Raw genomic sequence first — 24,755 nt, 5'->3', positions numbered from 1 at the left:
AACCCGAGTCCGGCCCACTTCTCAAAGGCCTCAATTACTACGGAACCTCGTAGCGGGCACCAATTCACCCACTCCTCTTGACCGCCCCCGTACTGGGACAAAGGTCCCGGCGGATACCCCATTGGATCTACGAGATGCCCTCGTAGGTCCGATTTGTTCTGTGCGGCTTGTCACCGGTGGGGGGTATCGGAATGTCCGTTTCAGGACCAAAGTCCCTCCCCCTGGCCGTGCACGGCCTCGCACGGCAGCGCACGGCAAAAGGGGCGGCCCCGGGACCTCCATGGGTCCCGGGGCCGCCCCTGTGGGCCGTCCGGAGCGCTACGCGCCCTTGCTCAGGTCCGGGCCGGAGCCCGTCGCCTCGATCGGGGGAACGTCCGGCAGCGCCGACTTCTCCTCGCCACGGAAGGTGAACTTGGCTTCCTCGCCCTCACCCTCCTTGCCGACCACCACGATGTGACCGGGACGCAGCTCGCCGAAGAGGATCTTCTCCGACAGGATGTCCTCGATCTCGCGCTGGATGGTCCGGCGCAGCGGGCGGGCGCCCAGGATCGGGTCGTAGCCGCGCTTGGCGAGCAGCAGCTTGGCCTCCGCGCTGAGCTCGATGCCCATGTCGCGGTCCTTCAGCCGCTCGTCCACCTTCGCGATCATCAGGTCGACGATCTGGATGATGTCTTCCTGCGACAGCTGGTGGAAGACCACCGTGTCGTCGACACGGTTCAGGAACTCGGGGCGGAAGTGCTGCTTCAGCTCCTCGTTGACCTTGGCCTTCATGCGCTCGTACCCGGTCTTGACGTCGCCCTGGGCGGCGAAGCCCAGGTTGAAGCCCTTCGAGATGTCCCGCGTACCCAGGTTGGTCGTCATGATGATGACCGTGTTCTTGAAGTCCACGACCCGGCCCTGGGAGTCGGTCAGACGACCGTCCTCCAGGATCTGGAGAAGGGAATTGAAGATATCCGGGTGGGCCTTCTCGACCTCGTCGAAGAGAACGACGGAGAACGGCTTGCGGCGCACCTTCTCGGTGAGCTGGCCGCCCTCTTCGTAGCCCACGTATCCGGGGGGCGAACCGAAGAGACGGGAAACCGTGTGCTTCTCACTGAACTCCGACATGTCGAGGGAGATCAGCGCGTCCTCGTCGCCGAAGAGGAATTCGGCGAGCGTCTTGGACAGCTCGGTCTTACCCACACCGGACGGGCCGGCGAAGATGAACGAGCCACCGGGACGCTTCGGGTCCTTCAGACCGGCCCGCGTACGGCGGATGGCCTGGGAAAGGGCCTTGATGGCGTCCTTCTGACCGATGACGCGCTTGTGCAGCTCGTCCTCCATGCGGAGCAGTCGCGAGGACTCCTCCTCGGTCAGCTTGAAGACCGGAATGCCGGTGGCGGTCGCGAGGACCTCGGCGATCAGCTCGCCGTCGACCTCGGCGACGACGTCCATGTCGCCGGCCTTCCACTCCTTCTCCCGCTTGGCCTTCGCCGCCAGCAGCTGCTTCTCCGTGTCACGGAGCGAGGCCGCCTTCTCGAAGTCCTGGGAGTCGATCGCGGACTCCTTGTCCCGGCGGACGCCGGCGATCTTCTCGTCGAACTCGCGGAGGTCCGGCGGCGCGGTCATCCGGCGGATGCGCATCCGGGAGCCGGCCTCGTCGATCAGGTCGATCGCCTTGTCCGGCAGGAAGCGGTCCGAGATGTACCGGTCGGCCAGGGTGGCCGCCTGCACGAGGGCCTCGTCCGTGATGGAGACGCGGTGGTGGGCCTCGTACCGGTCGCGCAGACCCTTGAGGATCTCGATGGTGTGGGGCAGCGACGGCTCGGCGACCTGGATGGGCTGGAAGCGGCGCTCCAGGGCCGCGTCCTTCTCCAGGTGCTTGCGGTACTCGTCGAGCGTGGTGGCACCGATGGTCTGGAGCTCACCGCGGGCCAGCATCGGCTTGAGGATGCTGGCGGCGTCGATCGCGCCCTCGGCGGCACCTGCACCCACCAGGGTGTGGAGCTCGTCGATGAACAGGATGATGTCGCCGCGGGTGCGGATCTCCTTGAGGACCTTCTTCAGGCGCTCCTCGAAGTCACCGCGGTAGCGGGAGCCGGCGACGAGCGCGCCGAGGTCCAGGGTGTAGAGGTGCTTGTCCTTGAGGGTCTCGGGCACCTCGCCCTTGACGATGGCCTGGGCCAGGCCCTCGACGACGGCGGTCTTGCCGACGCCGGGCTCGCCGATCAGCACCGGGTTGTTCTTGGTCCGGCGGGAGAGCACCTGCATGACCCGCTCGATCTCCTTCTCGCGCCCGATGACCGGGTCGAGCTTGGATTCGCGGGCCGCCTGGGTGAGGTTGCGGCCGAACTGGTCCAGGACCAGCGAGGTCGAGGGGGTGCCCTCGGCCGGGCCGCCGGCCGTGGCCGACTCCTTGCCGCCGCCGGAGTAGCCGGAAAGCAGCTGGATGACCTGCTGCCGGACTCGGTTGAGGTCGGCGCCGAGCTTCACGAGGACCTGGGCGGCGACACCCTCGCCCTCGCGGATCAGGCCGAGCAGGATGTGCTCGGTGCCGATGTAGTTGTGGCCGAGCTGAAGAGCCTCACGGAGGGAAAGCTCCAGGACCTTCTTGGCGCGAGGGGTGAAGGGAATGTGGCCGGACGGGGCCTGCTGGCCCTGACCGATGATCTCCTCCACCTGCTGGCGGACCGCCTCGAGCGAAATCCCGAGGCTCTCCAGGGCCTTAGCGGCGACACCCTCACCCTCGTGGATCAGGCCCAGAAGGATGTGCTCGGTGCCGATGTAGTTGTGGTTGAGCATCCGGGCTTCTTCCTGAGCCAGGACGACAACCCGCCGCGCGCGGTCGGTGAACCTCTCGAACATCGTTAATCGCTCCTCAGAGCGGTCGGGCAGTAAGGGGGCGGTCCCCTCCCTGTCCTTCCGCATGCTAGTCCCGCGGGGCGGGACAGCTCATTCCAACTGCCGACATCCGTCCCAGGCTCACCCCCACATCTCAGCGAGGATTCCCCGTCTTGAACAGCCGACAACTGCTCCAACCCGATGGTGCGAGACGATGTTCCCGCAGGCCAGGCAGATACCCGTCACATGAGTACGCCGATGGCGAACGGGAGCCGGTCAAATCAGCGTGTCGCCCCGATCCACTAGGAATGTCTTACCCGCAGGCACTGACACTCCATGCCCCCGGCACCGGTTCCCTCCGCTAAGGGCGAACAGAACGCGTCCCCAATGTGAGACGGAGACCGGGCGGAGCTTTACTTTCCGCATCGGTCCGGGTGCGCTGCGTAACCCACGGGGTCCCCGGAGGGTTGCGCACGACATGACATCCACCGCCCCTGTCACCGTCCCGCTGCCGGGGGTGGCCCCGGAGGGCGCCGAGGCCGTCCATGCCGTCCGGGGCGACGATCACGCCCGCTGGTACGAGCGGGTGCTCGGCTGGCCGGTCACGGGCGGCCCGCCCGCGCTGCTGGTCACCGGCGAGCTGTACGACGTACTGGAGCTGCCGGCGGACGCGGGTGCGGAGGTGCTGCGCCGGCCGGTCACCACCGGGCCGGTGGCGCTGGCCGGGGACCGGATGCGCTTTCTGGTGGCCCCGGGCGGCGCGGAGGAGCTCCCCGGCCTGCTGGACTGGCTGGAGTGGGGCGGGGTGCCCCTGGAGCTGACCGCCCTGGGTACCGGCGGCCGGATGGCCGCTCCCGTCCCGCCCGGCGGCCTCCCGGCGGGCCCTGGCGCCCTCACGGCGGGCGGACACGGCCCTCGGGGGGCCGCGGTGTGGTTGCGGCCCCCCGAGCCGGGGTGCGAGGCGCTGCTGCCGTCCCTGGCAGCTCCGGGGCGGACCGCCGGGCCCGACCTGGTACGGCTGGTCGGAGCGGCGGCCACGGAATGCCTCCGGGCCCGGCTCGCCGGGCTGGGGCGTCAGCCCCTGTTCTCGTAGGCCTCGCGGATGTCGGCGGGCACCCGGCCGCGGTCGTTCACGTTGTAACCGTGGGACTTCGCCCAGGCGCGGATTTCGGCAGTGTCCGGGCTGCCGGCCGAAGCGGCGGCCCGGCCCTTGGCGCGGCCCGCGGCGGCGCGGCCACCCGTGCGGCGACCGGCCTTCACGAACTCCTCCAGCGCACCGCGGAGCTTCTCCGCGTTGGCGCTGGTGAGGTCGATCTCGTAGGTCTTGCCATCCAGCGCGAACGTGACGGTCTCGTCCGCCGTGCCACCGTCGAGGTCGTCGACAAGAAGGACCTGAACCTTCTGCGCCACCGGATTTCCTTTCATCGAAAATGCAGTACGCGGAAAGGAAACCGCTTTTGCCGGAAAAACACAAACCCCCCGGGAGAGGTTCAGGACCGCAACTGGATGGGAAACGTGCGCGATTCGGACATAGGGCGTGCAATCTGATCGCTCAGAGGTGCAGAAGCATCCGGCTGTTGCCCAGGGTGTTCGGCTTCACTCGTTCGAGACCGAGGAACTCCGCGACACCCTCGTCATAGGAACGCAGCAGCTCCGTGTAGACATCCGTGTCGACCGGAGTCTCACCGATCTCCACGAAGCCGTGCTTCGCGAAGAAGTCGACTTCGAAGGTCAGGCAGAATACCCGCTGCACACCCACCTCGCGGGCCGTGTGCAAGAGCCGCTCCAGCACCCGGTGACCGACTCCGCCGCCCTTCAACTCCCGGTCGACGGCAAGCGTGCGGACTTCGGCAAGGTCCTCCCACATCACATGGAGAGCACCGCAGCCGACCACCCGGCCGTCCGCCTCGCGTTCGGCCACCCAGAACTCCTGGATGGACTCGTAAAGGGTCACGGGGGCTTTGTCGAGCAGGATCCGCTGCTGCACGTACTGGTCGAGGAGCCGGCGCAGTGCGGGAACATCACCGGTACGGGCACGCCGGATCGTCACTGCTTTTGCATTTGCACCGTTGTCCGACTGCACGGGCGAATCATCTTCCATGCCCGGACGCTATCGCCCCGGGTCCCCGCCTTGCCGGTCCGTCTCGTCTTCGGTGCCGGCGTCGTCATGGCCGTCATCGCCGGCATCACTGCCATCGCCGTCATCGCCGTCATCGCCGTCATCGTGCTGGACGATCCGGACGGCATCCCGCAGAGCCTCGCGCTGCTCCGCCGACATCATCCCGAAGAAGGCGACCAGAGCCGCCGCGGGGTTGTCGCTCGTGGACCAGGCTTCGTTCATCAGTGCGGCCGAGTAGGCAGCCCGTGTCGAGACTGCCGTATAGCGATAGGCGCGCCCTTCGGCCTCGCGCCGGACCCATCCCTTCTGATGAAGGTTGTCCATGACGGTCATGACCGTCGTATACGCGATGGACCGTTCCTGCTGGAGATCCTCCAGCACTTCCCGAACAGTGACCGGGCGGTTCCACTGCCACACCCGCGTCATGACGGCGTCTTCGAGTTCTCCCAAGGGGCGAGGCACAACAGCACGATAGTCCTGCATGTCCGCAATTGCCCGGCTATTCGCCCGACACCCCAAGAAAAACGGGCGCACCACCCAAAGGCGGTCGCGCCCGTCCATAGGACTTCACCACTATTGCAGCTGCTTCCGCCGCTACTTCTGCTTCTGCCGGGCGGCCTCGGCCCGGGCCACCACGGCGTCGACCGCCGCATCTTCCTTGGCCTTGTTGCTGCCGCCCTGGCTCTTCACGATCGTCACGACGAGAGCGATGAAGAACACGGCCATCACGACGGGGGGCACGAGCGCGGAAACGTAGTCCATGCCCACCAGCGTAGCTACCCGGCGGCGCGGGCAGCCGCCGGGGGCGGCGCCGGCTTGCGGCGTGGCGGAAACACCTCGCCGGGGGTGGGAATGGGCCGCTCCGGCGAGGGCGCGGGCCGGGACTTCCCGGCCTCGTCCCCCTTCTCCCGGCCTTTGTCCCCGCCGTTGTCCCCGCCCTTCTCCTTGCCCCGATCCGTGCCCTTCTCCGTGTCCTCGCCACGGCCCCCGGCAAGGGCCAGCAGCCGGGTCCGCGGTGCCGGTGCGCCGAGCCGGCGCCGCACGGACCGCTCGGCGATCACCCGCACCCGCTCCAGCAGGGCCGCGGCCACCGGATTCCGGCTCAGCGCCCGCAGCGCCGCCAGATCGTCGGCCCCGGGCTCGTATCCGGCGGCAAGGGCGTCCTGCAGCAGCTCCAGGTACCCGCCCAGGCTCCCCGGCAGCGCATCCCGGTACCGCCGGAGGTCCTCCAGCAGGAAGGCTCTGAGCCGCCCGGCCTCGTCGACGGCATCATCGACGGCCTGGGCTAGCCGCAGGCAGCCCTGCACCTCGGCGGCCGTCAGGGGGTCGGCGGAGGACTGAAGGGCATGGGCGAGAGACCGCCGCAGCACGCGCAGCTCAGCAGCGCTGAACGCCATACCGCCACGGGATCCGAAGGGCGTGGGCATGGGCTGAAGATACGCGCTAATCGGACAAAATCCCCCGATATCCTCGCCCCGGCGCGGCGCGCCCGTGCCCGCCGCCCGTGCCCGCCGCCCGCGGCCGGCGCCCGCCGTCATTCGACGGGAAACTCGTAAACGATCTCCGAGCGGATGTCCGCCACCACGATGTCGGCGGTCTCCACAGCCCGCCCGGCGGCGTCGTAGTAGGTGCGCTCGATCTCGGTGATCAGATCGCCGACGCTGATCCCCAGCAGATTGGCCTGCTCCCGGCCCGCACGGGCCGGCCGCGGCACCTCCACCGCCCGGACCACCGACACCCCGATGGCCCGCATCCGCTCGACGACCCCGGCTCCCGCCAGCGGCCCCATCTCGGGCAGCGCCACCGGCGTGCGGTCGGTCAGGGCCAGCGGTTCCCAGGACTCGGAGAGCTGGACGGGCCGGCCGTCGGCCAGGAACTCGTAGCGGGTCCTCACACATGGATCGCCGGGCGCGATACCGAGCCGGGCCGCGATGTGCTCCGGCGCCGGAACCCGCGCTTCCGAGCGCGACTCCCAGCTGCCCGCCCGCCCCAGCCCCGCCACCTCGGCATGGAACGGACTCCCGGCCCGCCCGGCCCGCTGCCGCGACCGCACCAGCCGCAGCCGCTTGCGCGGGCGCCGGACGTACGTACCGGAACCGGCACGCCCCTCCAGGAACCCCTCGATGATCAGCCGCTCCATGGCACGCTGCGCGACGCTCTGGCCGACGGAGTACTCCTGCGCGAACCGGGCCCGGGAGGGCAGCTTCGCGCCAATCGGCCATTCCCCGGCCTCGATGCGGGCGCGGAGGGCGTCAGCCACCTGCAAGTACGCAGTCTCACGGGGCATTTGGGCCGTCCTGTCCCTGTCTATCCCGACGTTGACAAGCTAACCCATCAGGTTGAAGCTGAGCATTCAGCATTACGATGAGCGACCAATCGCTCACCCCGAGGGGGCCCCGTGCGTTCCGTCGAGACCCAGGCCGCGGCCCTGGCCGCCCTGCTCGCCGCCGCGACCGGCACCGAACCGAGGCTGGTCAGCACCGTCGACGGCATCCGGATCGAGGCGGACCTCCCCGCAGAACTCGCCGCGACGAGGCACGCGGCGATCCTCGGCGCACTCTCCCAAGGGGCCCGCTACGGCCATCTGCGCACCCACGACGGCGACACGGTGTGGGTCGAGATCGACAAGGATTCGAGGTGAACGAGTGATCACAGCCGAGTTCGTCACCACCGCGACGGACGTCGTGACCTGCGAAGCGTGCTGGCGGGATCCGGTCCAGGCGGTACGCACCTCACCGCCCGGCACCAGCCGCGACCTGCTCTGCCTCTCCTGCGCGGAGCAGGGCTACCCGGTCCGCACCGAACTCTTCCCGCCCCTGGGGGTCTACGGACTGACCTGGGCCAGGATCACGATGGAGAAGCACCGCAACCCCGGCTATCCGGAGCCCCCGCCCAACCCCGGCCCCCCACTGCCGTCCCCTCCCCCGACCCCCACCCCGGGCCGCCCTCCGGTCTGACCCGGGCCCCGGTCACGCCGGAGGCGGGCCGCGCAGCACTTCGCGCGGCCCGCCTCCGGACCTCGTACAACACGCCGTTCCCAGGGCCTCGGGCCTCGGGCCTCGGGCCTCAGCCGAAGTTCGGTGCGTTCCGCTCGTACACCAGCCGCAGCCCGATCAGCGTCAGCCACGGCTCGTGATCGTCGATCACCGCGGACTCCCCCAGCACCATCGGCGCCAGCCCGCCCGTCGCGATGATCCGCACATCGTCCGGGTCGCCGTTCGGCCCGACCAGTTCCCTCGCCATCCGCGTGACGACCCCGTCGACCTGCCCGGCGAACCCGTACACCACACCGGACTGCATCGCCTCGACCGTCGACTTGCCGATCACGTTCCGCGGGCGCGCCAGCTCGATCTTCCGGAGCTGCGCCCCGCGCACCCCCAGCGCCTCCATCGAGATCTCGATGCCGGGGGCGATGACCCCGCCCACGTACTCGCCGCGCGCCGACACCGCGTCGAAGGTGGTCGCCGTCCCGAAGTCGACGACGATGGCCGGCCCGCCGTACAGCTCCACCGCCGCACACGCGTTGATGATCCGGTCCGAGCCGACCTCCTTCGGGTTGTCGGTCAGGATCGGCACGCCCGTCTTGACGCCCGGCTCGACCAGCACCGCCGGCACGTCGCCGTAGTACCGCCGGGTGACCTCGCGCAGTTCGTGCAGGACGGACGGCACCGTCGAGCAGATCGCGATCCCGTGGATCCCATCGCCCAGCTCGCTGCCGAGCATCGGGTGCATGCCCATCAGGCCCTGCATCAGCACGGCCAGTTCGTCCGCGGTGCGCCGCGGGTCGGTCGAGATCCGCCAGTGCTCGATGATCTCGGGTCCGTCGAACAGCCCCAGCACGGTCTGGGAGTTGCCGACGTCGATGGTCAGCAGCATCGCTTACACCGCCTCGCGCAGGTCCAGGCCGATGTCCAGGATCGGCGAGGAGTGCGTCAGCCCGCCCACCGCCAGGTAGTCGACGCCCGTCTGCGCATACGCCCGCGCGTTCTCCAGGGTCAGCCGGCCCGAGGACTCCAGGACCGCCCGCCCCTTGTTGTGCTCGCGGTTGAGGATGACCGCTTCCTCGGTGTCCATCGGGGTGAAGTTGTCGAGCAGGATCAGGTCGGCGCCCGCGTCCATGGCCTCGCGGCACTGGTGCAGGGTGTCGACCTCGACCTCGACCGGCACGTCCGGGAAGGCGGCCCGGACGGCCTTGAACGCCTGGGCGACCCCGCCCGCCGCCACCACGTGGTTGTCCTTCACCAGCGCCGCGTCCGCCAGCGACATGCGGTGGTTGACGCCGCCGCCGCACCGGACCGCGTACTTCTCCAGGGAGCGCAGCCCCGGGGTGGTCTTGCGGGTGTCCCGGACCTTCGCGCCGGTGCCGTCGAGGGCATCGGCCCACCGGCGGGTGGCCGTCGCGATGCCCGACAGCCGGCAGACGATGTTGAGCGCGCTGCGTTCTCCGGTCAGCAGGTCGCGGGTGCGCCCGGTCACGGACAGCAGCACCTGTCCGGCCTCGACCCGGTCGCCGTCCTCCACGTGCCGCTCGACCTCGAAGGTGTCGGTGCACACGACGGAGAACACGGCTTCGGCGATCCGCAGCCCGGCGACGACCCCGGCCTCCCGCGCCGTGAAGTCGGCGGTGGCGGTGGCGTCCTCCGGCACGGTGGCGACGGTGGTGACGTCCACGCCGCCGTCCAGGTCCTCGGAGACGGCCATCTCGGCGATCGCCTCGACCTCGTACGGGTCGAGGCCGGCGTCCGCCAGGAGCTGGGCGAGGGCCGGGTCGAGGCCGGACTCCTCGCCGCCGCAGGCACAGTCGTCGCCGCAGCCGCCGCCCTCGGCGTTCTGGTCGACCAGCGGAAGTTCGGGGTGCTCGTGCTGCTCGTGCTGCTCGGAGGTGCTCACGGTTACGACTCCTGGCTCAGGATGGGGTGCACGGGGGTGCGGAGGGGCGTGTCCACGGACGGGAAGTCCGCGGTGTCGGTCTCGGTCACGACCAGGGCGCGCTTCTCGGTCCGGGACAGGCGTACCACGAGGTGCCGTCGCCAGGTGGTGTCCTCGCGGTCGGGGTGGTCCTCGCGCCAGTGGCAGCCGCGGGTCTCCTCGCGGCGGCGGGCCGCGGCGACCAGGACCCGGGCGACGCACAGCAGGTTGGTGGCCTCCCAGGTGTCCACCCCGGGTTCGGCGGTCTTGCCGTGCATCTCCAGGTCGTAGAGCGCGGCGGCGTACAGCGAGTCGAGGGCGTCGGCGGCGGCGCGCAGGGAGTCGGCGGAGCGCAGCACGCCCGCGCCCTGGGTCATGATCCGCTGGATGTCGAGGCGGGCCTCGGCGGGCAGCAGCGGGCCGCGGAAGGGCACCGGGACACCGGGGCCGGCCGAGGCGGGCGCGTCCGCGACGATGTCCTCGGCGATCCGCTCGGCGAAGACCAGGCCTTCCAGCAGGGAGTTGGAGGCGAGCCGGTTGGCGCCGTGGACGCCGGTGCAGGCGACCTCGCCGCATGCGTAGAGCCCGGGCACGGTGGTGCGTCCGCGCAGGTCGGTCCGTACGCCGCCGCTGGCGTAGTGCGCGGCGGGGGCGACCGGGATCGGCTCGGTGACCGGGTCGATGCCGTGGGAACGGCAGGCGGCGAGGATGGTGGGGAACCGCTGCTCCCACATCTGGCGGCCGAAGTGGCGGGCGTCCAGGAACATGTGGTGGGCGCCCTGCTCCTGCATGCGGCGCATGATGCCCTTGGCGACGATGTCGCGGGGGGCGAGCTCGGCGAGCTCGTGCTGCCCGGTCATGAACCGGACCCCGTCCGCGTCGACCAGGTACGCGCCTTCGCCGCGCACGGCCTCGGAGACCAGCGGCTGCTGCCCTTCCGCGTCCGGGCCGAGGAACAGCACGGTCGGGTGGAACTGCACGAACTCCAGGTCGGAGACCTCGGCTCCGGCGCGCAGGGCCAGCGCCACCCCGTCTCCCGTCGAGACGGACGGGTTGGTGGTGGCGGAGAAGACCTGTCCCATGCCGCCGGTCGCGAGGATCACGGCGGGGGCGTGGACGGCGCCCACGCCGTCGTGCTGGCCCTCGCCCATGACGTGCAGGGTGACTCCGGCGGTGCGGCCTTCGGCGTCCTGGAGCAGGTCCAGGACGAGCGCGTTCTCGACCGTCTCGATGCCGGCCGCGTGGACGGCTTCGACCAGTGCCCGGGAGATCTCGGCGCCGGTGGCGTCGCCGCCGGCGTGCGCGATGCGCCGGCGGTGGTGGCCGCCTTCCCGGGTCAGCTCTATCTCGCCGGTGTCGGCGTCCCGGTCGAACTCGGCGCCGGTCGCGATCAGCCGGCGGACCGCGCCGGGGCCTTCGGTGACGAGCAGGCGTACGGCGGCCTCGTCGCAGAGTCCGGCGCCCGCGACCAGGGTGTCGTCGAGGTGCTGCTCGGGGGTGTCGCCCTCGCCGAGCGCGGCGGCGATGCCGCCCTGGGCCCAGCGGGTGGATCCGTCGTCGAGCCGGGCCTTGGTGACCACGACGGTACGGCGGCCGGCGGCGGCGCAGCGCAGCGCGGCCGTCAGGCCGGCGACACCGGAGCCGACGACCACCACGTCGGCGCCGAGGGCCCAGCCGGGGGCCGGGGCGTGCAGCCGTATGCCGGTCCCGCTGCCGTCTCCGGTGGTGGCTCTGCCTGACGAGGTGCTCACGCGTGTGCTCCGAACTCCAATGGGATGTTGTCGATCAGCCGGGTGGTCCCGACCTTCGCGGCGACGGCCAGGACGGCCTCGCCGGCGAAGTCGGCCGGGATCTCGGTGAAGTCTGCGGGGTCGACGAGGGCGAGGTAGTCCAGGACCAGGGGCACGTCGGCGCGGGCCGCGTCGTCGAGGACGGCGCGGGCGGCGGCCCGTACGGCGTCGGGGAGTCCGGCGCCGGCCACCGAGACGGCGTGCGCGTCGGCGGAGGCGCGGGCTTCGCCGAGCTTGGCGAGGGCGGTGGCCCGGGCCTCGGTGGAGCCGGTGGCCTCGGCGCGGGCGGCGAGCGCGGCCTGTGCGGCGAGCCGGTCGCGGCCGGCGAACAGGGCCCGGGAGAGGGCCAGCGCGGTACGGCGCTCCGGGGCGGACAGGTAGCGGTTGCGGCTGGACAGGGCGAGCCCGTCGGTTTCCCGGACGGTGGGCACGCCGACGATCCCGACGGGGAAGTTGAGGTCCGTCACCATGCGCCGGATCAGGGCGAGTTGCTGGGCGTCCTTCTGGCCGAAGAAGGCGGTGTCGGGGCGGGTGAGGTGGAGGAGCTTGGCGACGACGGTGAGCATGCCGTCGAAGTGGCCGGGGCGGGTGGCGCCTTCCAGCAGGGTGCCCATGGGGCCGGCGGAGATCCGTACCTGCGGGTAGCCGCCGGGGTAGACCTCGTCGACGGCGGGGGCGAAGACCACGTCGGCGCCGGCGTCCTCGGCGATCCGGAGGTCGGCGTCGAGGGTGCGGGGGTAGCGGTCGAGGTCCTCGCCGGCCCCGAACTGGAGCGGGTTGACGAAGACGGTGACCACGACCTGGCCGTCGGGGCCGGCGTGCTCTCGGGCGGCGCGGACCAGGGTGGCGTGGCCCTCGTGGAGGGCGCCCATGGTCATCACGACGGCGCGGCGGCCGTGCCGGGGCAGGGTGTGGAGCTCCTCGCCGGTGCCGATCAGCTTGGTGGTCATCGTCCGTCCCCTCCTCGGGATCCGCCGGTACCGGGCGGGGCATCGGGCCCGTCCGGTCCGTCCGGCCGGTCCGCTGCGGTGTCCGCCAGGACGTCGAGCAGGTCCTCGGCGAGTTCGGGCTTGAGCAGGCCCTGGGCGAGGGCGCGGTCGGCGGTGGTACGAGCCATCGCGAGGTACCCGGCGACGGTGCCGGGGGCGAACTTGCGCAGTTCCGCGACATGGGCGGCGACGGTCCCGGCATCACCGCGGGCCACCGGCCCGGTCAGGGCGGCGTCCCCGGACCGCAGGGCGTTGTCGAGGGCTGCGCCGAGCAGCGGGCCGAGCATCCGGTCGGGGTGCTCGACCCCGGCGGTGCGGAGCAGTTCCATGGCCTGGGCGACCAGGGTGACCAGGTGGTTCGCGCCGAGCGCGAGGGCGGCGTGGTAGAGCGGGCGGGAGGCTTCCGCGATCCATTCGGGCTCCCCGCCCATCTCGATCACCAGCGCCTCGGCGGCGAGCCGCAGCTCGTCGGGGGCGGTGACCCCGAAGGAGCAGCCGGCCAGCCGGTCCACGTCGACCGTGGTCCCGGTGAAGGTCATCGCGGGGTGCAGGGCCAGTGGCAGGGCGCCGGCCCTGCGGGCGGGGTCGAGTACGGCCGTCCCGTACCGGCCGGAGGTGTGGACGAGCAGCTGGCCGGGCCGGACCGCGCCGGTTTCGGCGAGGCCCGCCACCAGCGGCGGCAGTGCGTCGTCGGGGACGGTGAGGAGCACCAGGTCCGCCAGTTCGAGCACCTGGGCGGCCGGTACGAGCGGTACGCCGGGCAGCATCTCCGCGGCCCGGCGCACGGAGGCGTCGGAGACTCCGGACACGGCGACGGGCCGGTGTCCGGCCAGTTGCAGGGCACGTGCCAGCGCGGGGCCGACGCGGCCGGCGCCGACGACACCGACGGTGAGCCGGGCAGGGCGGGCCTGCTGTGTTGCGTTCACGCGGGGAGGGCCTTCCGTTCCAGTCCGCGAGGGGTACCGGACGATACGTCGCCATGCTAGCCCCTGGGGTGTGCGCGGCCCCTGTCGTGGCGGGGCGGGCGGGGTGCGGGCGGGGCCCGGGCGGGGCGGCCCGGCGGCCTCGGTGGGAAAAGGGCACGCCCCCGGCGCCGCCGGCGAGTGATGATCGGCGGCATGAGCGACGAGGACACGAACAAGCAGGAGCGGTGGACCGCGGCCTGGCGCAAGGCCCGGCGGTCGCTGAGCCGGAGCGTGCGCGAGCCCGGACTCGGGGAGCTGCTGGAGCGGCTGACCGGGCTGGACTACGACCCGGACCAGCCGGTGGACCTGTACGGCGACGGGGTGGTCGCGGACCTGGAGCGGCGGGTGGCGGAGCTGCTGGGCACCCAGGACGCGGCGTTCTTCCCGTCCGGCACGATGGCCCAGCAGGTGGCCCTGCGCTGCTGGGCGGGCCGGACCGGGAACCCGCTGGTGGCGCTGCACCCGCTCAGCCATCCGGAGATGTGGGAGGGCGGGGCGCTGTCGGCGGTGTCGGGGCTGCGGACCACCCATCCGACGCGCAGCCGGCGGCAGCCGACGGCGGAGGAGGTGCGGGACCTCCCGGAGCCCTTCGGGACGCTGATGGTGGAGCTGCCGCTGCGGGACGCGGGGTTCCTGCTGCCCTCGTGGGAGGAGCTGGAGGAGCTGGTGGAGGCCGCCCGGGAGCGGGAGGCGGTGGTCCACTTCGACGGCGCGCGGCTGTGGGAGACCACCGTGCACTTCGGGCGACCCCTGTCGGAGATCGCCGGGCTCGCGGACAGCGTCTACGTGTCCTTCTACAAGTCGCTGGGCGGGCTGAGCGGAGCCGCGCTGGCCGGGCCGCGGGACTTCGTGGCGGAGACCCGGGTGTGGCGGCACCGGTACGGCGGGCAGATCTTCCAGCAGTTCCCGCAGGCGCTGGCGGCGCTGGCCGGGCTGGACCGGGAGCTGCCGAGGCTGCCGTCGTACGTGGCGCAGGCCCGCAGGGTCGCGGAGGCGCTGGGGGCGGGGTTCGCGGAGGCCGGGGTGCCGTGGTTCAGGGTGCACCCGGAGGTCCCGCACACCCACCAGTTCCAGGTGTGGCTGCCCTATGACGCGGACCGGCTGACCGAGGCGTCGGTGCGGCAGGCGGAGGAGACGGGCACGGCGCTGTTCCGGGTGTGGTCGCCGGACGGTCCGCCGGGGCTGGCGGTGACCGAGGTGACGGTGACGGAGCCGGGGCTGTCGTGGACGGCGGAGGACGTACGGGCGGCCGTGGCGGAGTTCACGGCCCGGCTGTAGCCGCACGGCCCGGCTGTCGGCGCCGCCTCGGAGGCGGGTCGGGGTCAGGGTCGGTGCAGCCGCAGGCGGTGCAGCGCGGCGCGCCAGGGGTGGGCCGCCGGGCGGCCGTCCAGCACCGCGCGGCACTGTGCGTAGGAGCGGGCCCGCCGCAGCACCGCGAGGTCCTCGCGGCCCGGTGGCGGCGGCAGCGGATCGCCGTGCTGGGCGGCCCGGTAGGTGTCGATGAGGTACTGCTCGATCGCGGTCATGTATCCACCCTGGACCCGGCCCGTACCCCCCGCCCGTCGGTTGACGGCCCCCGTCAATCGACGGGCGGGCCGACCGCGGCCCCGGATGGCCGCCCCGCAGATGGCCCTGACGGGAAGAGCCCGGCTCGCGGGCCCCGGCAGAATGGCGCAATGAGCGTCACCATCGACATTGCCGGGCTCCCGGCGGAGCGGATCGCCTTCGCGCCCTCGCCGCTCGCGGAGCTCTGCATGGCCCTGCACGCGCTCTCCCAGCCCGCCCACCACCCCGGGCTCGCCTCCTGGACCGCCGCCACCGCCGCCGCGCTCGACCCGTGCCTCGCGGACCGGCTGCTGGAGTGCGATTTCCTGTGGCGGAGCTCCTTCGCCGACATCTTCATGGCCTTCGCCAGGATCCCGGACGGCACCGGGCTGCCCGCGGCGACGCTGGCCGAGGAGCTCGACGTACTCGACCGGCTGGACGACGAGACGTTCGTGACGGCCGCCCTGGAGCACTCCTGGCCGGTGCACTACAACGAGGGCATCGGGCCCTCGCCGCTGACGGATGCCGGCGCCCGCGCCAGGGCCCTGGAGGCGGCTGCCGCCCTCGGCCCCGGCCGGCTGGAGTTCTCCACCCGGCTGCTGGACGACACCGCGGCCGTGCGGGCCTGGCTGCGCCGCCTGATCGAGGAGTGCGAGGCGGCCTTCTTCGCGGAGATGTGGCGGCGGATCGAGCCGCAGCAGACCGCCGACGTCCGGCACAAGACGCAGGTGCTGCGCCGCAAGGGGCTGCCGGCGGTGCTGAAGGAGGTCTCGGCGGCGCTCAGCGTGGACGAGGCGGGTACCAGGATCACCGCGGACAAACTGGTCAACGGGTCGACCACCGCCACCGATCCGGCCGTCGGCGCCGGACTGGTCTTCGTCCCCACACACTTCGGCTGGCCGCATCTGCTGGTGCTGCACGCACCCGGCTGGCGCCCGGTGGTGCACTACCCGCTCGGCTCCCCCGAACTGGCCACCGCGCCGGGCTCGGTGGAGCTGCTGCAACGGCGGATGGAGGCCCTGGCCCATCCGATGCGGATGATGCTGTGCCGGAGCCTGGCCCGGGCCTCGTACACGACGAGCGAGCTGGCGAACGTCCATGGGATCACCCCGCCGGAGGTGTCCCGGCACCTGGCCGTGCTGAAGAAGGCCGGGCTGCTGCACACCCGCCGTCAGGGGCGTTATGCCCAGCACCAGTTGGATCTGTCCATAGTTGCGCGGATCGGCTCGGACTTCATCGAGGGCATACTCCGCTAGCTCCGCCGGTCCCCCTGCCGGTCCCCCCGCCGCTGCGAACGGCCGTGTCGATACGACGACATCGTACCGATATACGGAATTCATAAACCGGAATCAGCGAAAACTCTGGTCAGAGTGGCGCCTTGGTGTCTAACGTGCGTCCACCACTCCCCCCACACAGTGCGCTGCCGCTCCTGCATGTCCGCAGACTGCCTGCCTGTCGTGAAAGGACCTCCATGCCCTCACGCCGTATAGCCGTAGCCACCGCCACGCTGGCTGCCGCCGCCCTCGTCTCCCCCCTGCTGCTCGCCGGACCGGCCGCCGCCACCAGCCCGCAGAGTGACGCCGCCCGCGGCGACGCCCTGGCGAAGAAGCTGGTGAAGGAGGCGACCGGCAAGGGAGCCAACAACCACCTCAAGGTGTTCCAGGCCATCGCCGACTACAACAACGGCACCCGGGTCGCCGGTTCGAAGGGCCACGAGCAGTCGGCGAAGTACGTCGAGGCCGTGATGCGGGCTTCCGGCTACAAGGTCACCCGCCACGAGTTCGACTTCGTGTACGTGGAGACGCTCGCGGAGAAGCTGACCGTGAACGGATCGGCCGGACGGGACGTCCCGATCAAGCTGATGACCTACACGGCGAGCGGCCCGGAGGACGGCGTGACCGCTCAGGTCGCCGTCGCCCCCGTGGACGCCGACGGCAGCAACGGCTGCCAGCCCGGCGACTTCGCGGCCGGCGCCTTCACCGGCAAGATCGCCCTGATCAAGCGGGGCGGCTGCACCTTCGAGGCGAAGCAGACGAACGCGGCTGCGGCCGGTGCCGTCGGCGCGGTCATCTACAACAACACCGAGGGAGCCCTCAACGGGACCATCGGCGACCCGGCCCTGGGCAAGGTGCCCACCGGCGGCATCACCCTGGCCGAGGGCGAGAAGCTGGCCGCCGAGGCCACGGCCGGACCGGTCGAGGTGACCCTGGACATCCGTGAGCTGCGGGAGAACCGCAAGACGTACAACGTGGTCGCGGAGACCCGCGGCGGCGACGCGAACAACACGGTGTTCCTCGGCGCCCACCTGGACTCGGTGGCGGACGGTCCCGGCATCAACGACAACGGGTCGGGCTCGGCGGGCATCCTGCAGGTCGCACAGCGCCTCGCACCCAGCCAGGGCAAGATCAAGAACAAGGTCAAGTTCGCCTGGTGGTCGGCCGAGGAGTTCGGACTGCTCGGATCGGAGGCGTACGTCGCCTCGCTGACGGACGAGCAGAAGAAGCAGATCAAGCTCTACCTGAACTTCGACATGATCGCCTCGCCGAACGCGGCGTACTTCGTCTACGACGGTGACGACTCGGACGGCGTCGGCGCGGGTCCCGGCCCGGAGGGCTCGGCGCAGATCGAGAAGGGCATCACCGACTTCCTCGACTCGAAGAAGATCCCGCACGAGGGCACGGACTTCTCCGGCCGCTCCGACTACGGGCCGTTCATCGAGGTGGGCATCCCGTCGGGCGGTACCTTCACCGGCGCGGAGGGCATCAAGACGGAGGCTCAGGCCGCGAAGTTCGGCGGCCAGGCGGGTGTCGCGTACGACGTGAACTACCACGGCGAGGGCGACGACATCACGAACATCGACCAGAAGGCGCTGGACATCAACGTGGACGTCATCGCGGACGCGGTGGGCCACTACGCGTTCGACCTGGCTCCGCTGTCGAAGCCGGTGGTCTCGCAGCCGACCGACGGGTCGGCGGGCGGTGGCGGTGGCCTGCACGAGGGCCACGACCACGTCACGCAGTAGCCCGGTAACCTCCCGCCCCACCGACGCGGCCCCCGCCTGCTCCCCTGCGGCGGGGGCCGCCTCATGTTCCCGAAGGGTGCGGGTGCCAGGGGCGCGGGGCGCGGGGAACTGCGCGGCCGGCCCCCACCGGCCCGTGGACCGGGAACGACGGACGGACCCCGGACCGGGTCCGGGGCGGAGCCCCGGTAACGGGAAGGGGCGGGGCGGGGAGAAGGCCCCTACGGCCAGGCCGCCGCGAGGCCGACCGGCTGGGCGAGCCAGAGGAAGTCCCCCAGCCCGCCCCGGGCGGTGAGCTCGGCCGCCTCGCCGGCCGAGGCGAGGGCCCGGACGTACGCCGCCGGGTCGGCGGAGGCCAGGGCGAGCGGCGGACGCGCGCCGGAAACCCCGAGCGCGGCAAGGGCCTCGCGCTGGGTCAGCAGCACGGGCGCGCCGGACGCGACGCCGTCCACGGCGGAGACGCCCGCCGCGGGGCCGCCCGGCACGGGGACGCCCGAACCGGAGGCTCCCGGCACGGGCCCGGCCGCCGCGGGGGCGCCCGAAGGGCGCTTCCGCAAGGCCGCCGAGCCGGCGGCGGCGCAGGCGTCCAGCGCCACATGGGCCGTCACATCGCAGCTGCCGTCCGGGACCGGCCGGACCTCCCGGCCGGCGCGGAAGCCGGTCAGCGTGCCCCAGGCCGGCCTGGCGCCGGCGGTGTGCGCGTAGTCCACCGCCACCGCCAGGCCCCGGGCCAGGGAGCACACCGCCGCGGCCCAGGCCTCGTCCCGCGTACGGCCGATCTCCGCCCGGCCCGGGCCCGGCCACCAGCGGTCCAGCCAGTCCCGGTCGGCGGCCGTGACCGGGCCGCCGGGGGTCTCCGTACCGTCCCGGCCGACCAGCACGTACCGGCCGTCCTCCGCCACGTCCAGCGGTACGTTGTCCAGCCACTCGTTCGCGAAGAGCAGGCCCACCGCTCCCGCGGGGGGTTCGGGGACCCACCGGATCCGCGGGTCCAGCCCCTCGGGCCGGGCCGCGCGCTCCACCGCGTACGCCCGCACCCGCCCGGCCACCTCCGCCGGCAGCGCCGCGAGGACCCCGGTCAGCAGCTCCGCCCGGCCCGCGCCCATGTCCACCAGGTCCAGCACCGCGGGCCGGCCCAGCTGCTCGTCGACCCGGAGCAGCAGCCGCGCCACCGCCCCGGCGTACAGCGGGGACGCGTGCACGGAGGTGCGGAAGTGCCCGGCCGGCCCGCTGCCGTCGCCCGCACGCACGTAGAACCCGTCCGGCCCGTACAGCGCCGATTCCATGGCGGCCCGCCACCCGGCCGACGGCTGTCCCTCAGTACCCGTGCCCGCAGTGCCCTCAGTGCCCTCAGTGCTCATCCCACGAAGGTTATGCTCGCCCTCCACCTTGCGGAGTACTCCCCCGTCCCACGGATCGCACCTGTGGTTGACTCCAGCACCTATCTCCTTTCCCTACTCTGGGTTACGTGCAACGCCTCTACGACTTCCTCCGCAGACACCCGACGGGCGTCGACAGCTTCTGGGCTGTCGTCCTCTTCGGTCTCGGAATGCTGCAGGTCGCCGGGGGCTACGACTCGACGGGCGAGCGGCTGACCGCCCTGCCCACCGTCATCGCGCTGTCCGCCGCCGTCGCCCTGCGCCGCAAGTGGACCGTGCCGATGCTCTGGGTCACCGCCGGCACCGGCGCGTACCAGCTGCTCACCGGCTCCCTGCCGAACCCCGCGAACTTCGCGATGCTCATCGTGATCTACACCGTCGCCGCCGCCGACGTCCCCCGCTGGGTCTCCCGCACCGCCCTCGGGATGGGGCTCGCCGCCCCGGTGCTGGCCCAGCTGCGCTGGGGGCTGACCGGAAGCAACTCCTCCCACGGCGAAAAAATCTTCACCATCGTCATGCTGATGGTGATGTTCGCGCTGTCCTGGGTGCTCGGCGACTCCGTCCGCACCCGCCGCGCCTACTACGCCCAGCTGGTCGAGCGGAACCAGCGGCTGGAAAACGAGCGCGCGGCCCAGGCCCAGGTGGCGGTGGCCGCCGAGCGCGCCCGGATCGCCCGCGAGCTGCACGACGTGGTCGCGCACAACGTGTCGGTGATGGTGGTGCAGGCGGACGGCGCCGCCTATGTCATGGACGCCTCCCCCGAGCTGGCCAAGGAGGCCCTCCAGACCATCTCCGGCACCGGCCGCCAGGCCCTCGCCGAGATGCGCCGGCTGCTGGGCGTGCTGCGCACCGGCGAACCCCAGGAGTCCGAGGACTATGTGCCGCAGCCGGACGTGGAACAGATCGAGGTCCTGGTCGAGCAGGTGCGGGCGGCCGGGCTGACGGTGGACTTCGCGGTCGAGGGGGCACCGCGGCAGCTGCCCAGCGGGGTGGAGCTGACGGCGTACCGGATCGTGCAGGAGGCGCTGACCAATACGCGCAAGCACGGCGGCCCGGACGCCCGGGCCAGCGTCCGGCTGGTGTACTTCGACGACGGGCTCGGCCTGCTGGTCGAGGACGACGGCCGGGGCGCGGCCCACGAGTTGTACGAGGACGGCGGCGCCGACGGCGCCGGGCACGGGCTGATCGGCATGCGCGAACGGGTCGGTATGGTCGGCGGGACCCTGGACGCGGGCCCGCGGCCGGGCGGCGGCTTCCGGATCAGCGCGCTGCTGCCACTGAAGAAGCAGCAACACTGAGAAGAATGAGGGCGAGTCAACGCATGTCCATCCGAGTGATGCTGGTCGACGATCAGGTGCTGCTGCGCACGGGGTTCCGGATGGTGCTCGCCGCCCAGCCGGACATGGAGGTCGTCGCGGAGGCGGGCGACGGCCTGGAGGCCATCGAGGTACTGCGGGCGACCAAGGTCGACGTGGTGCTGATGGACGTCCGGATGCCCAGGCTCGACGGGGTGGAGGCGACCCGGCGGATCTGTCTGCCGGAGGAGCACCCGAAGGTGATCATCCTGACCACCTTCGACCTGGACGAGTACGCGTTCTCCGGTCTGAAGGCGGGCGCGAGCGGTTTCATGCTGAAGGACGTGCCGCCGGCCGAGCTGCTGGCGGCGATCCGCAGCGTGCACAGCGGTGATGCGGTGGTGGCCCCGTCCACCACCCGGCGCCTGCTGGACCGTTTCGCCCCGATGCTGCCGACGACCACGGCCGAGCCGCAGAACAAGGAGCTGGAGCGGCTGACGGACCGGGAGCGCGAGGTCATGCTGCTGGTGGCGCAGGGCCTGTCGAACGGCGAGATCGCAGCCCGGCTGGTCCTGTCGGAGGCCACCGTCAAAACGCATGTGGGCCGCATCCTGACGAAGCTGGGGCTGCGGGACCGGGTGCAGGTGGTGGTCCTGGCGTACGAGACGGGCATGGTCCGCGCGGGCGGCGGCGGCGCGGGGTAACCGCCCCGGGCGTAGCGCCCCCGGCCGACCGCCCCCGGCTCAGGTCATCCAGCGGTCCGGGCGGGCCGTCACCCGGCCCGTGCGGGAACGGTCCGCCTGCGCCCACAGCAGGGCCGCGGCCTCCGCGGCCGGGCGCAGCCGGGCCGTCACCGTGCCGTTGGCCCCGGTCTCCACGCAGACGTCGGCCACCCCGCGGGCCCGCTCCCAGGGCCCCTGGAGCAGCCGGACGCTCTGCACCTTCGCGTGCGGTACGACCTCGGTGCGCCGGCACAGCCGGCCGTGCCGGGCCCCGAACACCTGCGGGGAGACCGCCAGGCCGTAGCCCTTCCACCAGAAGGGGACCACCCAGCGGGACCCGTGGTCCGGGGAGGGCTCGAAGGACAGGGCGGCGAGATCCACCCCGGGCAGCACCCGGGCCACCACCTCGTACGCCGCCGCCCGTGGCGCGACCGGCACCAGCAGGCCGTTGTCGGAGCCGGCCACGGCCAGCTCCACCCGGACCCAGTCGCGGCGCCGCCACAGCAGCGGTTCCACGATCCGGACCATCTGGACCCGGCCCGGCGGGACCGTCTCGTGGATCCGGTCCAGCAGACCGTGGTCCAGGCGCAGCCCGTCCGGGGATTCGGCGACCGTCCAGTCGAACGTGTGGAGGAAGCGGCCGGCGGTGCCGGCCCACACACCGCCCAGCACCGGCAGCAGGATCGCCAGGGAGGCCCACAGGCTGGCGCTCAGCCACCACACCACCACCGGGGCGATCAGCCCGGCCAGCAGCGCCGCCCACACGCCCAGGCTGAGCAGCAGGGAGACGGCCAGCTGCCGGGCCGGAACCCGGAGCAGCTCCGCCACCGGGGCCTCGCCGACGGCCACCGCCTCCTCCGGCGCGAAGCCGGCCGCGCGGGCCAGCAGCTCGGCGCGCAGCGCGCGGGCCTCCCGCTCGCCCAGGTAGGCCAGCTCGTCCTTGGCCTCGGCGCCGATGACGTCCAGTTTGAGCTTGGCGACCCCGGCGAACCGGGCCAGCAGCGGCTGGGTGACGTCCACCGCCTGAAGGCGTTCGAGGCGGATGTGCGCGGTGCGGCGGAAGAACAGGCCGGTCCGGATGCGCAGCTCGGTGTCGGTGACCGCGTAGGAGGTGAACCACCAGCTCAGGAAGCCGTAGAGACAGGCGGCCAGGACCAGCGCGGCCATGATCAGCAGGCCGAGGGCGGACCGGGCCTCCTCGATCCACTCGCCGGCCCGGTCGCCCTGCTGGAACACCACACCGGCCGTCGCGCCGATCGGCACCCAGGCCCGCCGCAACGGGGTGAGCGGGTGCAGCCGGTTCCCGCGCGGCGCCGGCTCCGGCAGCGGCGGGTTCGCGGGGCCGGCGGCAGGCGGGCCGGCGGCGGCCGGACCGGCGGCCGGGGTCTCCGGGGGCGGCGGCGGGGTCTGCGGCGGCGTGCTCACAGGCCCGCCGACCTTGCCTCGCCGAGCGCGGTCAGCCGGTCCCGCAGCCGCTCCGCCTCGGCCGGGTCCAGCCCGGGGATCTTGGCGTCGGTCGCCGCGGCGGCCGTGTGCAGCTGGAGCGAGGCCAGCTTGAACTTCCGCTCCAGCGGGCCGGAGGTGACTTCAACCAGCTGCATCCTGCCGTACGGGACGACCGTCTGCTCGTGCCACAGCACGCCCCGGCTGATCAGCAGGTCGTCGGCCCGCTCGGCGTACCGCCAGGACCTCCAGTTGCGGGCGGTCAGCACCCAGCCGACGGCCGCCCCCGCGACCCAGAACAGCCCCAGCAATGCCCATCCCGGCCCCGCCCACACACCCAGCACCACCCCGGTGACCAGCGCGAACACCGACATCCAGAGCACCAGCAGCAGTCTGCGCAGCGAGAGCAGCCCGCCCGGCAGACCCACCCATTCCGGTTCGGCCGGCGTCCCCGCCGCAGCCCCCGCGCCCGTCCCGGCGCTCGTCCCCGTGTCCATGTCTCAACCCTAGGACGCGGGACGATCCGCCTTGTGGGACCAGAGGACGAGATCGGGCGGCGGGCTGAGACAATGCGGCCATGACGGAGACCACGGTCGGTATCGGCGGCGCGGCGGAAAGCACCGACATGGTGCTCAACATCGGGCCCCAGCACCCTTCCACGCACGGCGTGCTGCGCCTGCGCCTCGTCCTGGACGGGGAGCGCATCAGCAGCGCCGACCCCGTCGTCGGCTATATGCACCGCGGGGCCGAGAAGCTCTTCGAGGCGCGCGACTACCGGCAGATCGTCATGCTCGCGAACCGCCACGACTGGCTGTCCGCGTTCTCCAACGAGCTCGGCGTGGTCATGGCGGTCGAGCGGATGCTCGGCATGGAGGTCCCCGAGCGGGCGGTGTGGATGCGCACCCTGCTCGCCGAGCTCAACCGGGTCCTGAACCACCTGATGTTCCTCGGGTCGTACCCGCTCGAACTGGGCGGCATCACCCCGATCTTCCACGCGTTCCGCGAGCGCGAGGAGCTCCAGGCCGTCATGGAGGAGATCTCCGGCGGCCGGATGCACTACATGTTCAACCGCGTGGGCGGCCTGAAGGAGGACCTGCCGGCCGGCTGGCTCGGCCGGGCCCGCGCCGCCATCGCCGACGTCCGCACCCGCATGGACGTGTACGACAAGCTGGTGCACGGCAACGAGATCTTCCGCGGACGCACCCGCGGGGTCGGCGTCCTGTCGGCGGAGGCGGTGCACGCGTACGGGGTGTCCGGCCCGATCGCCCGCGCCTCCGGGGTCGACTTCGACCTGCGCCGCGACGAGCCCTACCTGGCCTACGGCGAGCTCCAGGACGTGCTCAAGGTCGTCACCCGCACCGAGGGCGACTGCCTGGCCCGCTTCGAATGCCTGCTGGACCAGACCCACAACGCCCTCGACCTCGCCGTGGCCTGCCTGGACCGGATGGCCGAGCTGCCGCCCGGCCCGGTCAACCAGCGGCTGCCCAAGGTGCTGAAGGCGCCGGAGGGCCACACCTACGCCTGGACCGAGAACCCGCTCGGCATCAACGGCTACTACCTGGTCTCGAAGGGCGAGAAGACCCCGTACCGGCTGAAGCTGCGGTCCGCCTCCTTCAACAACATCCAGGCGCTGACCGAGTTGCTGCCCGGCCAGCTGGTCGCGGACATGGTGGCCATCCTCGGATCGCTGTTCTTCGTGGTCGGCGACATCGACAAGTAGCGCCGAATCCGCCCTGGATCAGGGCGGTTTGCGGGCGCCCG

25 protein-coding genes are annotated in these 24,755 nt (G+C 72.1%); 9 read left to right on the top strand and 16 right to left on the bottom strand.

The genetic code is table 11. From position 1 onward, the window contains the following. Positions 1–318 precede the first annotated feature (318 nt). The gene (locus DEJ50_RS18315; RefSeq protein ID WP_150209056.1) at positions 319–2,844 is read right to left on the bottom strand and encodes an ATP-dependent Clp protease ATP-binding subunit; all 2,526 of its coding nucleotides are present in this window, start codon (positions 2,842–2,844) and stop codon (positions 319–321) included. A gap of 454 nt (positions 2,845–3,298) precedes the next feature. Here DEJ50_RS18315 and DEJ50_RS18305 point away from each other — a divergent pair, with 454 nt between their 5' ends. Then, positions 3,299–3,913, top strand: coding sequence for an SCO3374 family protein (locus tag DEJ50_RS18305; protein ID WP_223837803.1), 615 nt, complete (start codon positions 3,299–3,301; stop codon positions 3,911–3,913). On the opposite strand, the gene DEJ50_RS18300 is transcribed toward DEJ50_RS18305, so the two are convergent. From DEJ50_RS18300 to DEJ50_RS18280, 6 genes are all read right to left on the bottom strand, one after another. After that, positions 3,895–4,230 (bottom strand): histone-like nucleoid-structuring protein Lsr2, encoded by a 336-nt coding sequence (locus DEJ50_RS18300; RefSeq protein WP_190344563.1) that lies wholly within the window; start codon positions 4,228–4,230, stop codon positions 3,895–3,897. The genes DEJ50_RS18305 and DEJ50_RS18300 overlap by 19 nt on opposite strands. Positions 4,231–4,372: 142 nt before the next feature. Further along, positions 4,373–4,921, bottom strand: coding sequence for an amino-acid N-acetyltransferase (locus DEJ50_RS18295; RefSeq protein ID WP_150209054.1), 549 nt, complete (start codon positions 4,919–4,921; stop codon positions 4,373–4,375). A 9-nt stretch (positions 4,922–4,930) separates the two neighbouring features. Continuing rightward, positions 4,931–5,401, bottom strand: coding sequence for a BlaI/MecI/CopY family transcriptional regulator (locus DEJ50_RS18290; protein WP_150212205.1), 471 nt, complete (start codon positions 5,399–5,401; stop codon positions 4,931–4,933). Between the two features lie 132 nt (positions 5,402–5,533). Next, on the bottom strand, positions 5,534–5,701 hold the full coding sequence (locus tag DEJ50_RS33980; protein WP_190344561.1) for a hypothetical protein: 168 nt from the start codon (positions 5,699–5,701) through the stop codon (positions 5,534–5,536). 14 nt (positions 5,702–5,715) lie between these two features. Next, complete coding sequence (locus tag DEJ50_RS18285) at positions 5,716–6,336, bottom strand: hypothetical protein (RefSeq protein WP_190344981.1); 621 nt, start codon at positions 6,334–6,336, stop codon at positions 5,716–5,718. 137 nt (positions 6,337–6,473) lie between these two features. Further along, positions 6,474–7,226 (bottom strand): GntR family transcriptional regulator, encoded by a 753-nt coding sequence (locus tag DEJ50_RS18280; protein WP_150209052.1) that lies wholly within the window; start codon positions 7,224–7,226, stop codon positions 6,474–6,476. A 111-nt stretch (positions 7,227–7,337) separates the two neighbouring features. Here DEJ50_RS18280 and DEJ50_RS18275 point away from each other — a divergent pair, with 111 nt between their 5' ends. Beyond that, positions 7,338–7,580 carry a hypothetical protein gene (locus DEJ50_RS18275; RefSeq protein WP_150209051.1) on the top strand — a complete coding sequence of 81 codons (243 nt, stop codon included), beginning with the start codon at positions 7,338–7,340 and terminating at the stop codon, positions 7,578–7,580. Positions 7,581–7,584: 4 nt separating this feature from the next. Further along, positions 7,585–7,896, top strand: a complete 312-nt coding sequence (locus tag DEJ50_RS18270; protein ID WP_150209050.1) for a hypothetical protein — start codon at positions 7,585–7,587, stop codon at positions 7,894–7,896. Positions 7,897–8,005: 109 nt separating this feature from the next. On the opposite strand, the gene DEJ50_RS18265 is transcribed toward DEJ50_RS18270, so the two are convergent. From DEJ50_RS18265 to DEJ50_RS18245, 5 genes are read right to left on the bottom strand one after another with little or no spacing between them, the layout of a single operon-like run. Then, positions 8,006–8,815: a type III pantothenate kinase gene (locus DEJ50_RS18265; RefSeq protein ID WP_150209049.1), complete on the bottom strand. Its 810-nt coding sequence runs from the start codon at positions 8,813–8,815 to the stop codon at positions 8,006–8,008. A gap of 3 nt (positions 8,816–8,818) precedes the next feature. Next, positions 8,819–9,829, bottom strand: a complete 1,011-nt coding sequence (gene nadC / locus DEJ50_RS18260; RefSeq protein WP_150209048.1) for a carboxylating nicotinate-nucleotide diphosphorylase — start codon at positions 9,827–9,829, stop codon at positions 8,819–8,821. Between the two features lie 2 nt (positions 9,830–9,831). Further along, on the bottom strand, positions 9,832–11,598 hold the full coding sequence (locus DEJ50_RS18255; RefSeq protein WP_150209047.1) for an L-aspartate oxidase: 1,767 nt from the start codon (positions 11,596–11,598) through the stop codon (positions 9,832–9,834). Beyond that, positions 11,595–12,587, bottom strand: coding sequence for a pantoate--beta-alanine ligase (gene panC, locus DEJ50_RS18250; RefSeq protein WP_150209046.1), 993 nt, complete (start codon positions 12,585–12,587; stop codon positions 11,595–11,597). The genes DEJ50_RS18255 and panC overlap by 4 nt, the downstream gene beginning before the upstream one ends. After that, complete coding sequence (locus tag DEJ50_RS18245) at positions 12,584–13,552, bottom strand: Rossmann-like and DUF2520 domain-containing protein (protein WP_150209045.1); 969 nt, start codon at positions 13,550–13,552, stop codon at positions 12,584–12,586. The genes panC and DEJ50_RS18245 overlap by 4 nt, the downstream gene beginning before the upstream one ends. A gap of 192 nt (positions 13,553–13,744) precedes the next feature. Between DEJ50_RS18245 and DEJ50_RS18240 the strand changes: the two genes are divergently transcribed. Continuing rightward, positions 13,745–14,869: a threonine aldolase family protein gene (locus DEJ50_RS18240; protein WP_150209044.1), complete on the top strand. Its 1,125-nt coding sequence runs from the start codon at positions 13,745–13,747 to the stop codon at positions 14,867–14,869. 44 nt (positions 14,870–14,913) lie between these two features. On the opposite strand, the gene DEJ50_RS18235 is transcribed toward DEJ50_RS18240, so the two are convergent. Further along, positions 14,914–15,117, bottom strand: a complete 204-nt coding sequence (locus DEJ50_RS18235; protein WP_150209043.1) for a hypothetical protein — start codon at positions 15,115–15,117, stop codon at positions 14,914–14,916. Between the two features lie 150 nt (positions 15,118–15,267). Between DEJ50_RS18235 and DEJ50_RS18230 the strand changes: the two genes are divergently transcribed. Together DEJ50_RS18230 and DEJ50_RS18225 are read left to right on the top strand one after the other, a co-directional pair. Beyond that, the gene (locus tag DEJ50_RS18230; RefSeq protein WP_150209042.1) at positions 15,268–16,392 is read left to right on the top strand and encodes a DUF5937 family protein; all 1,125 of its coding nucleotides are present in this window, start codon (positions 15,268–15,270) and stop codon (positions 16,390–16,392) included. Between the two features lie 215 nt (positions 16,393–16,607). Continuing rightward, a complete protein-coding gene (locus tag DEJ50_RS18225; RefSeq protein WP_150209041.1) occupies positions 16,608–18,158 on the top strand; it encodes a M28 family metallopeptidase in 1,551 nt (516 codons plus the stop codon). 218 nt (positions 18,159–18,376) lie between these two features. Here the strand turns inward: DEJ50_RS18225 and DEJ50_RS18220 are convergent, their stop codons facing one another. After that, positions 18,377–19,516 (bottom strand): SAM-dependent methyltransferase, encoded by a 1,140-nt coding sequence (locus DEJ50_RS18220; protein ID WP_150209040.1) that lies wholly within the window; start codon positions 19,514–19,516, stop codon positions 18,377–18,379. 107 nt (positions 19,517–19,623) lie between these two features. Between DEJ50_RS18220 and DEJ50_RS18215 the strand changes: the two genes are divergently transcribed. Both DEJ50_RS18215 and DEJ50_RS18210 read left to right on the top strand, forming a co-directional pair. Further along, entirely contained in the window at positions 19,624–20,832 is a 1,209-nt protein-coding gene (locus DEJ50_RS18215; RefSeq protein ID WP_150209039.1) for a sensor histidine kinase, read from the top strand. A gap of 23 nt (positions 20,833–20,855) precedes the next feature. Beyond that, entirely contained in the window at positions 20,856–21,533 is a 678-nt protein-coding gene (locus tag DEJ50_RS18210; RefSeq protein WP_150209038.1) for a response regulator transcription factor, read from the top strand. Positions 21,534–21,572: 39 nt separating this feature from the next. On the opposite strand, the gene DEJ50_RS18205 is transcribed toward DEJ50_RS18210, so the two are convergent. Next, positions 21,573–22,976 (bottom strand): PH domain-containing protein, encoded by a 1,404-nt coding sequence (locus DEJ50_RS18205; protein WP_190344559.1) that lies wholly within the window; start codon positions 22,974–22,976, stop codon positions 21,573–21,575. Next, on the bottom strand, positions 22,973–23,491 hold the full coding sequence (locus tag DEJ50_RS18200; RefSeq protein WP_150209037.1) for a PH domain-containing protein: 519 nt from the start codon (positions 23,489–23,491) through the stop codon (positions 22,973–22,975). The genes DEJ50_RS18205 and DEJ50_RS18200 overlap by 4 nt, the downstream gene beginning before the upstream one ends. 80 nt (positions 23,492–23,571) lie before the next feature. Here DEJ50_RS18200 and DEJ50_RS18195 point away from each other — a divergent pair, with 80 nt between their 5' ends. After that, positions 23,572–24,714, top strand: coding sequence for an NADH-quinone oxidoreductase subunit D (locus DEJ50_RS18195; RefSeq protein ID WP_150209036.1), 1,143 nt, complete (start codon positions 23,572–23,574; stop codon positions 24,712–24,714). Positions 24,715–24,755: the final 41 nt, after the last annotated feature.

The organism is Streptomyces venezuelae, from assembly GCF_008642295.1.
In the GTDB taxonomy this organism is placed as follows: Bacteria; Actinomycetota; Actinomycetes; order Streptomycetales; family Streptomycetaceae; genus Streptomyces; species Streptomyces venezuelae_C.
Note: the sequence above shows the minus strand (reverse complement) of the source record. Positions and strands in the feature narration are given on the sequence as shown.

Coding starts and splice junctions, on each gene's coding strand:
- DEJ50_RS18315 (WP_150209056.1), bottom strand. CDS start 2,844: ATGTTCGAGAGGTTCACCGACCGCGCGCGGCGGGTTGTCGTCCTGGCT.
- DEJ50_RS18305 (WP_223837803.1), top strand. CDS start 3,299: ATGACATCCACCGCCCCTGTCACCGTCCCGCTGCCGGGGGTGGCCCCG.
- DEJ50_RS18295 (WP_150209054.1), bottom strand. CDS start 4,921: ATGGAAGATGATTCGCCCGTGCAGTCGGACAACGGTGCAAATGCAAAA.
- DEJ50_RS33980 (WP_190344561.1), bottom strand. CDS start 5,701: ATGGACTACGTTTCCGCGCTCGTGCCCCCCGTCGTGATGGCCGTGTTC.
- DEJ50_RS18285 (WP_190344981.1), bottom strand. CDS start 6,336: ATGGCGTTCAGCGCTGCTGAGCTGCGCGTGCTGCGGCGGTCTCTCGCC.
- DEJ50_RS18280 (WP_150209052.1), bottom strand. CDS start 7,226: ATGCCCCGTGAGACTGCGTACTTGCAGGTGGCTGACGCCCTCCGCGCC.
- DEJ50_RS18265 (WP_150209049.1), bottom strand. CDS start 8,815: ATGCTGCTGACCATCGACGTCGGCAACTCCCAGACCGTGCTGGGGCTG.
- panC (WP_150209046.1), bottom strand. CDS start 12,587: ATGACCACCAAGCTGATCGGCACCGGCGAGGAGCTCCACACCCTGCCC.
- DEJ50_RS18240 (WP_150209044.1), top strand. CDS start 13,745: ATGAGCGACGAGGACACGAACAAGCAGGAGCGGTGGACCGCGGCCTGG.
- DEJ50_RS18235 (WP_150209043.1), bottom strand. CDS start 15,117: ATGACCGCGATCGAGCAGTACCTCATCGACACCTACCGGGCCGCCCAG.
- DEJ50_RS18230 (WP_150209042.1), top strand. CDS start 15,268: ATGAGCGTCACCATCGACATTGCCGGGCTCCCGGCGGAGCGGATCGCC.
- DEJ50_RS18225 (WP_150209041.1), top strand. CDS start 16,608: ATGCCCTCACGCCGTATAGCCGTAGCCACCGCCACGCTGGCTGCCGCC.
- DEJ50_RS18220 (WP_150209040.1), bottom strand. CDS start 19,516: ATGAGCACTGAGGGCACTGAGGGCACTGCGGGCACGGGTACTGAGGGA.
- DEJ50_RS18210 (WP_150209038.1), top strand. CDS start 20,856: ATGTCCATCCGAGTGATGCTGGTCGACGATCAGGTGCTGCTGCGCACG.
- DEJ50_RS18200 (WP_150209037.1), bottom strand. CDS start 23,491: ATGGACACGGGGACGAGCGCCGGGACGGGCGCGGGGGCTGCGGCGGGG.
- DEJ50_RS18195 (WP_150209036.1), top strand. CDS start 23,572: ATGACGGAGACCACGGTCGGTATCGGCGGCGCGGCGGAAAGCACCGAC.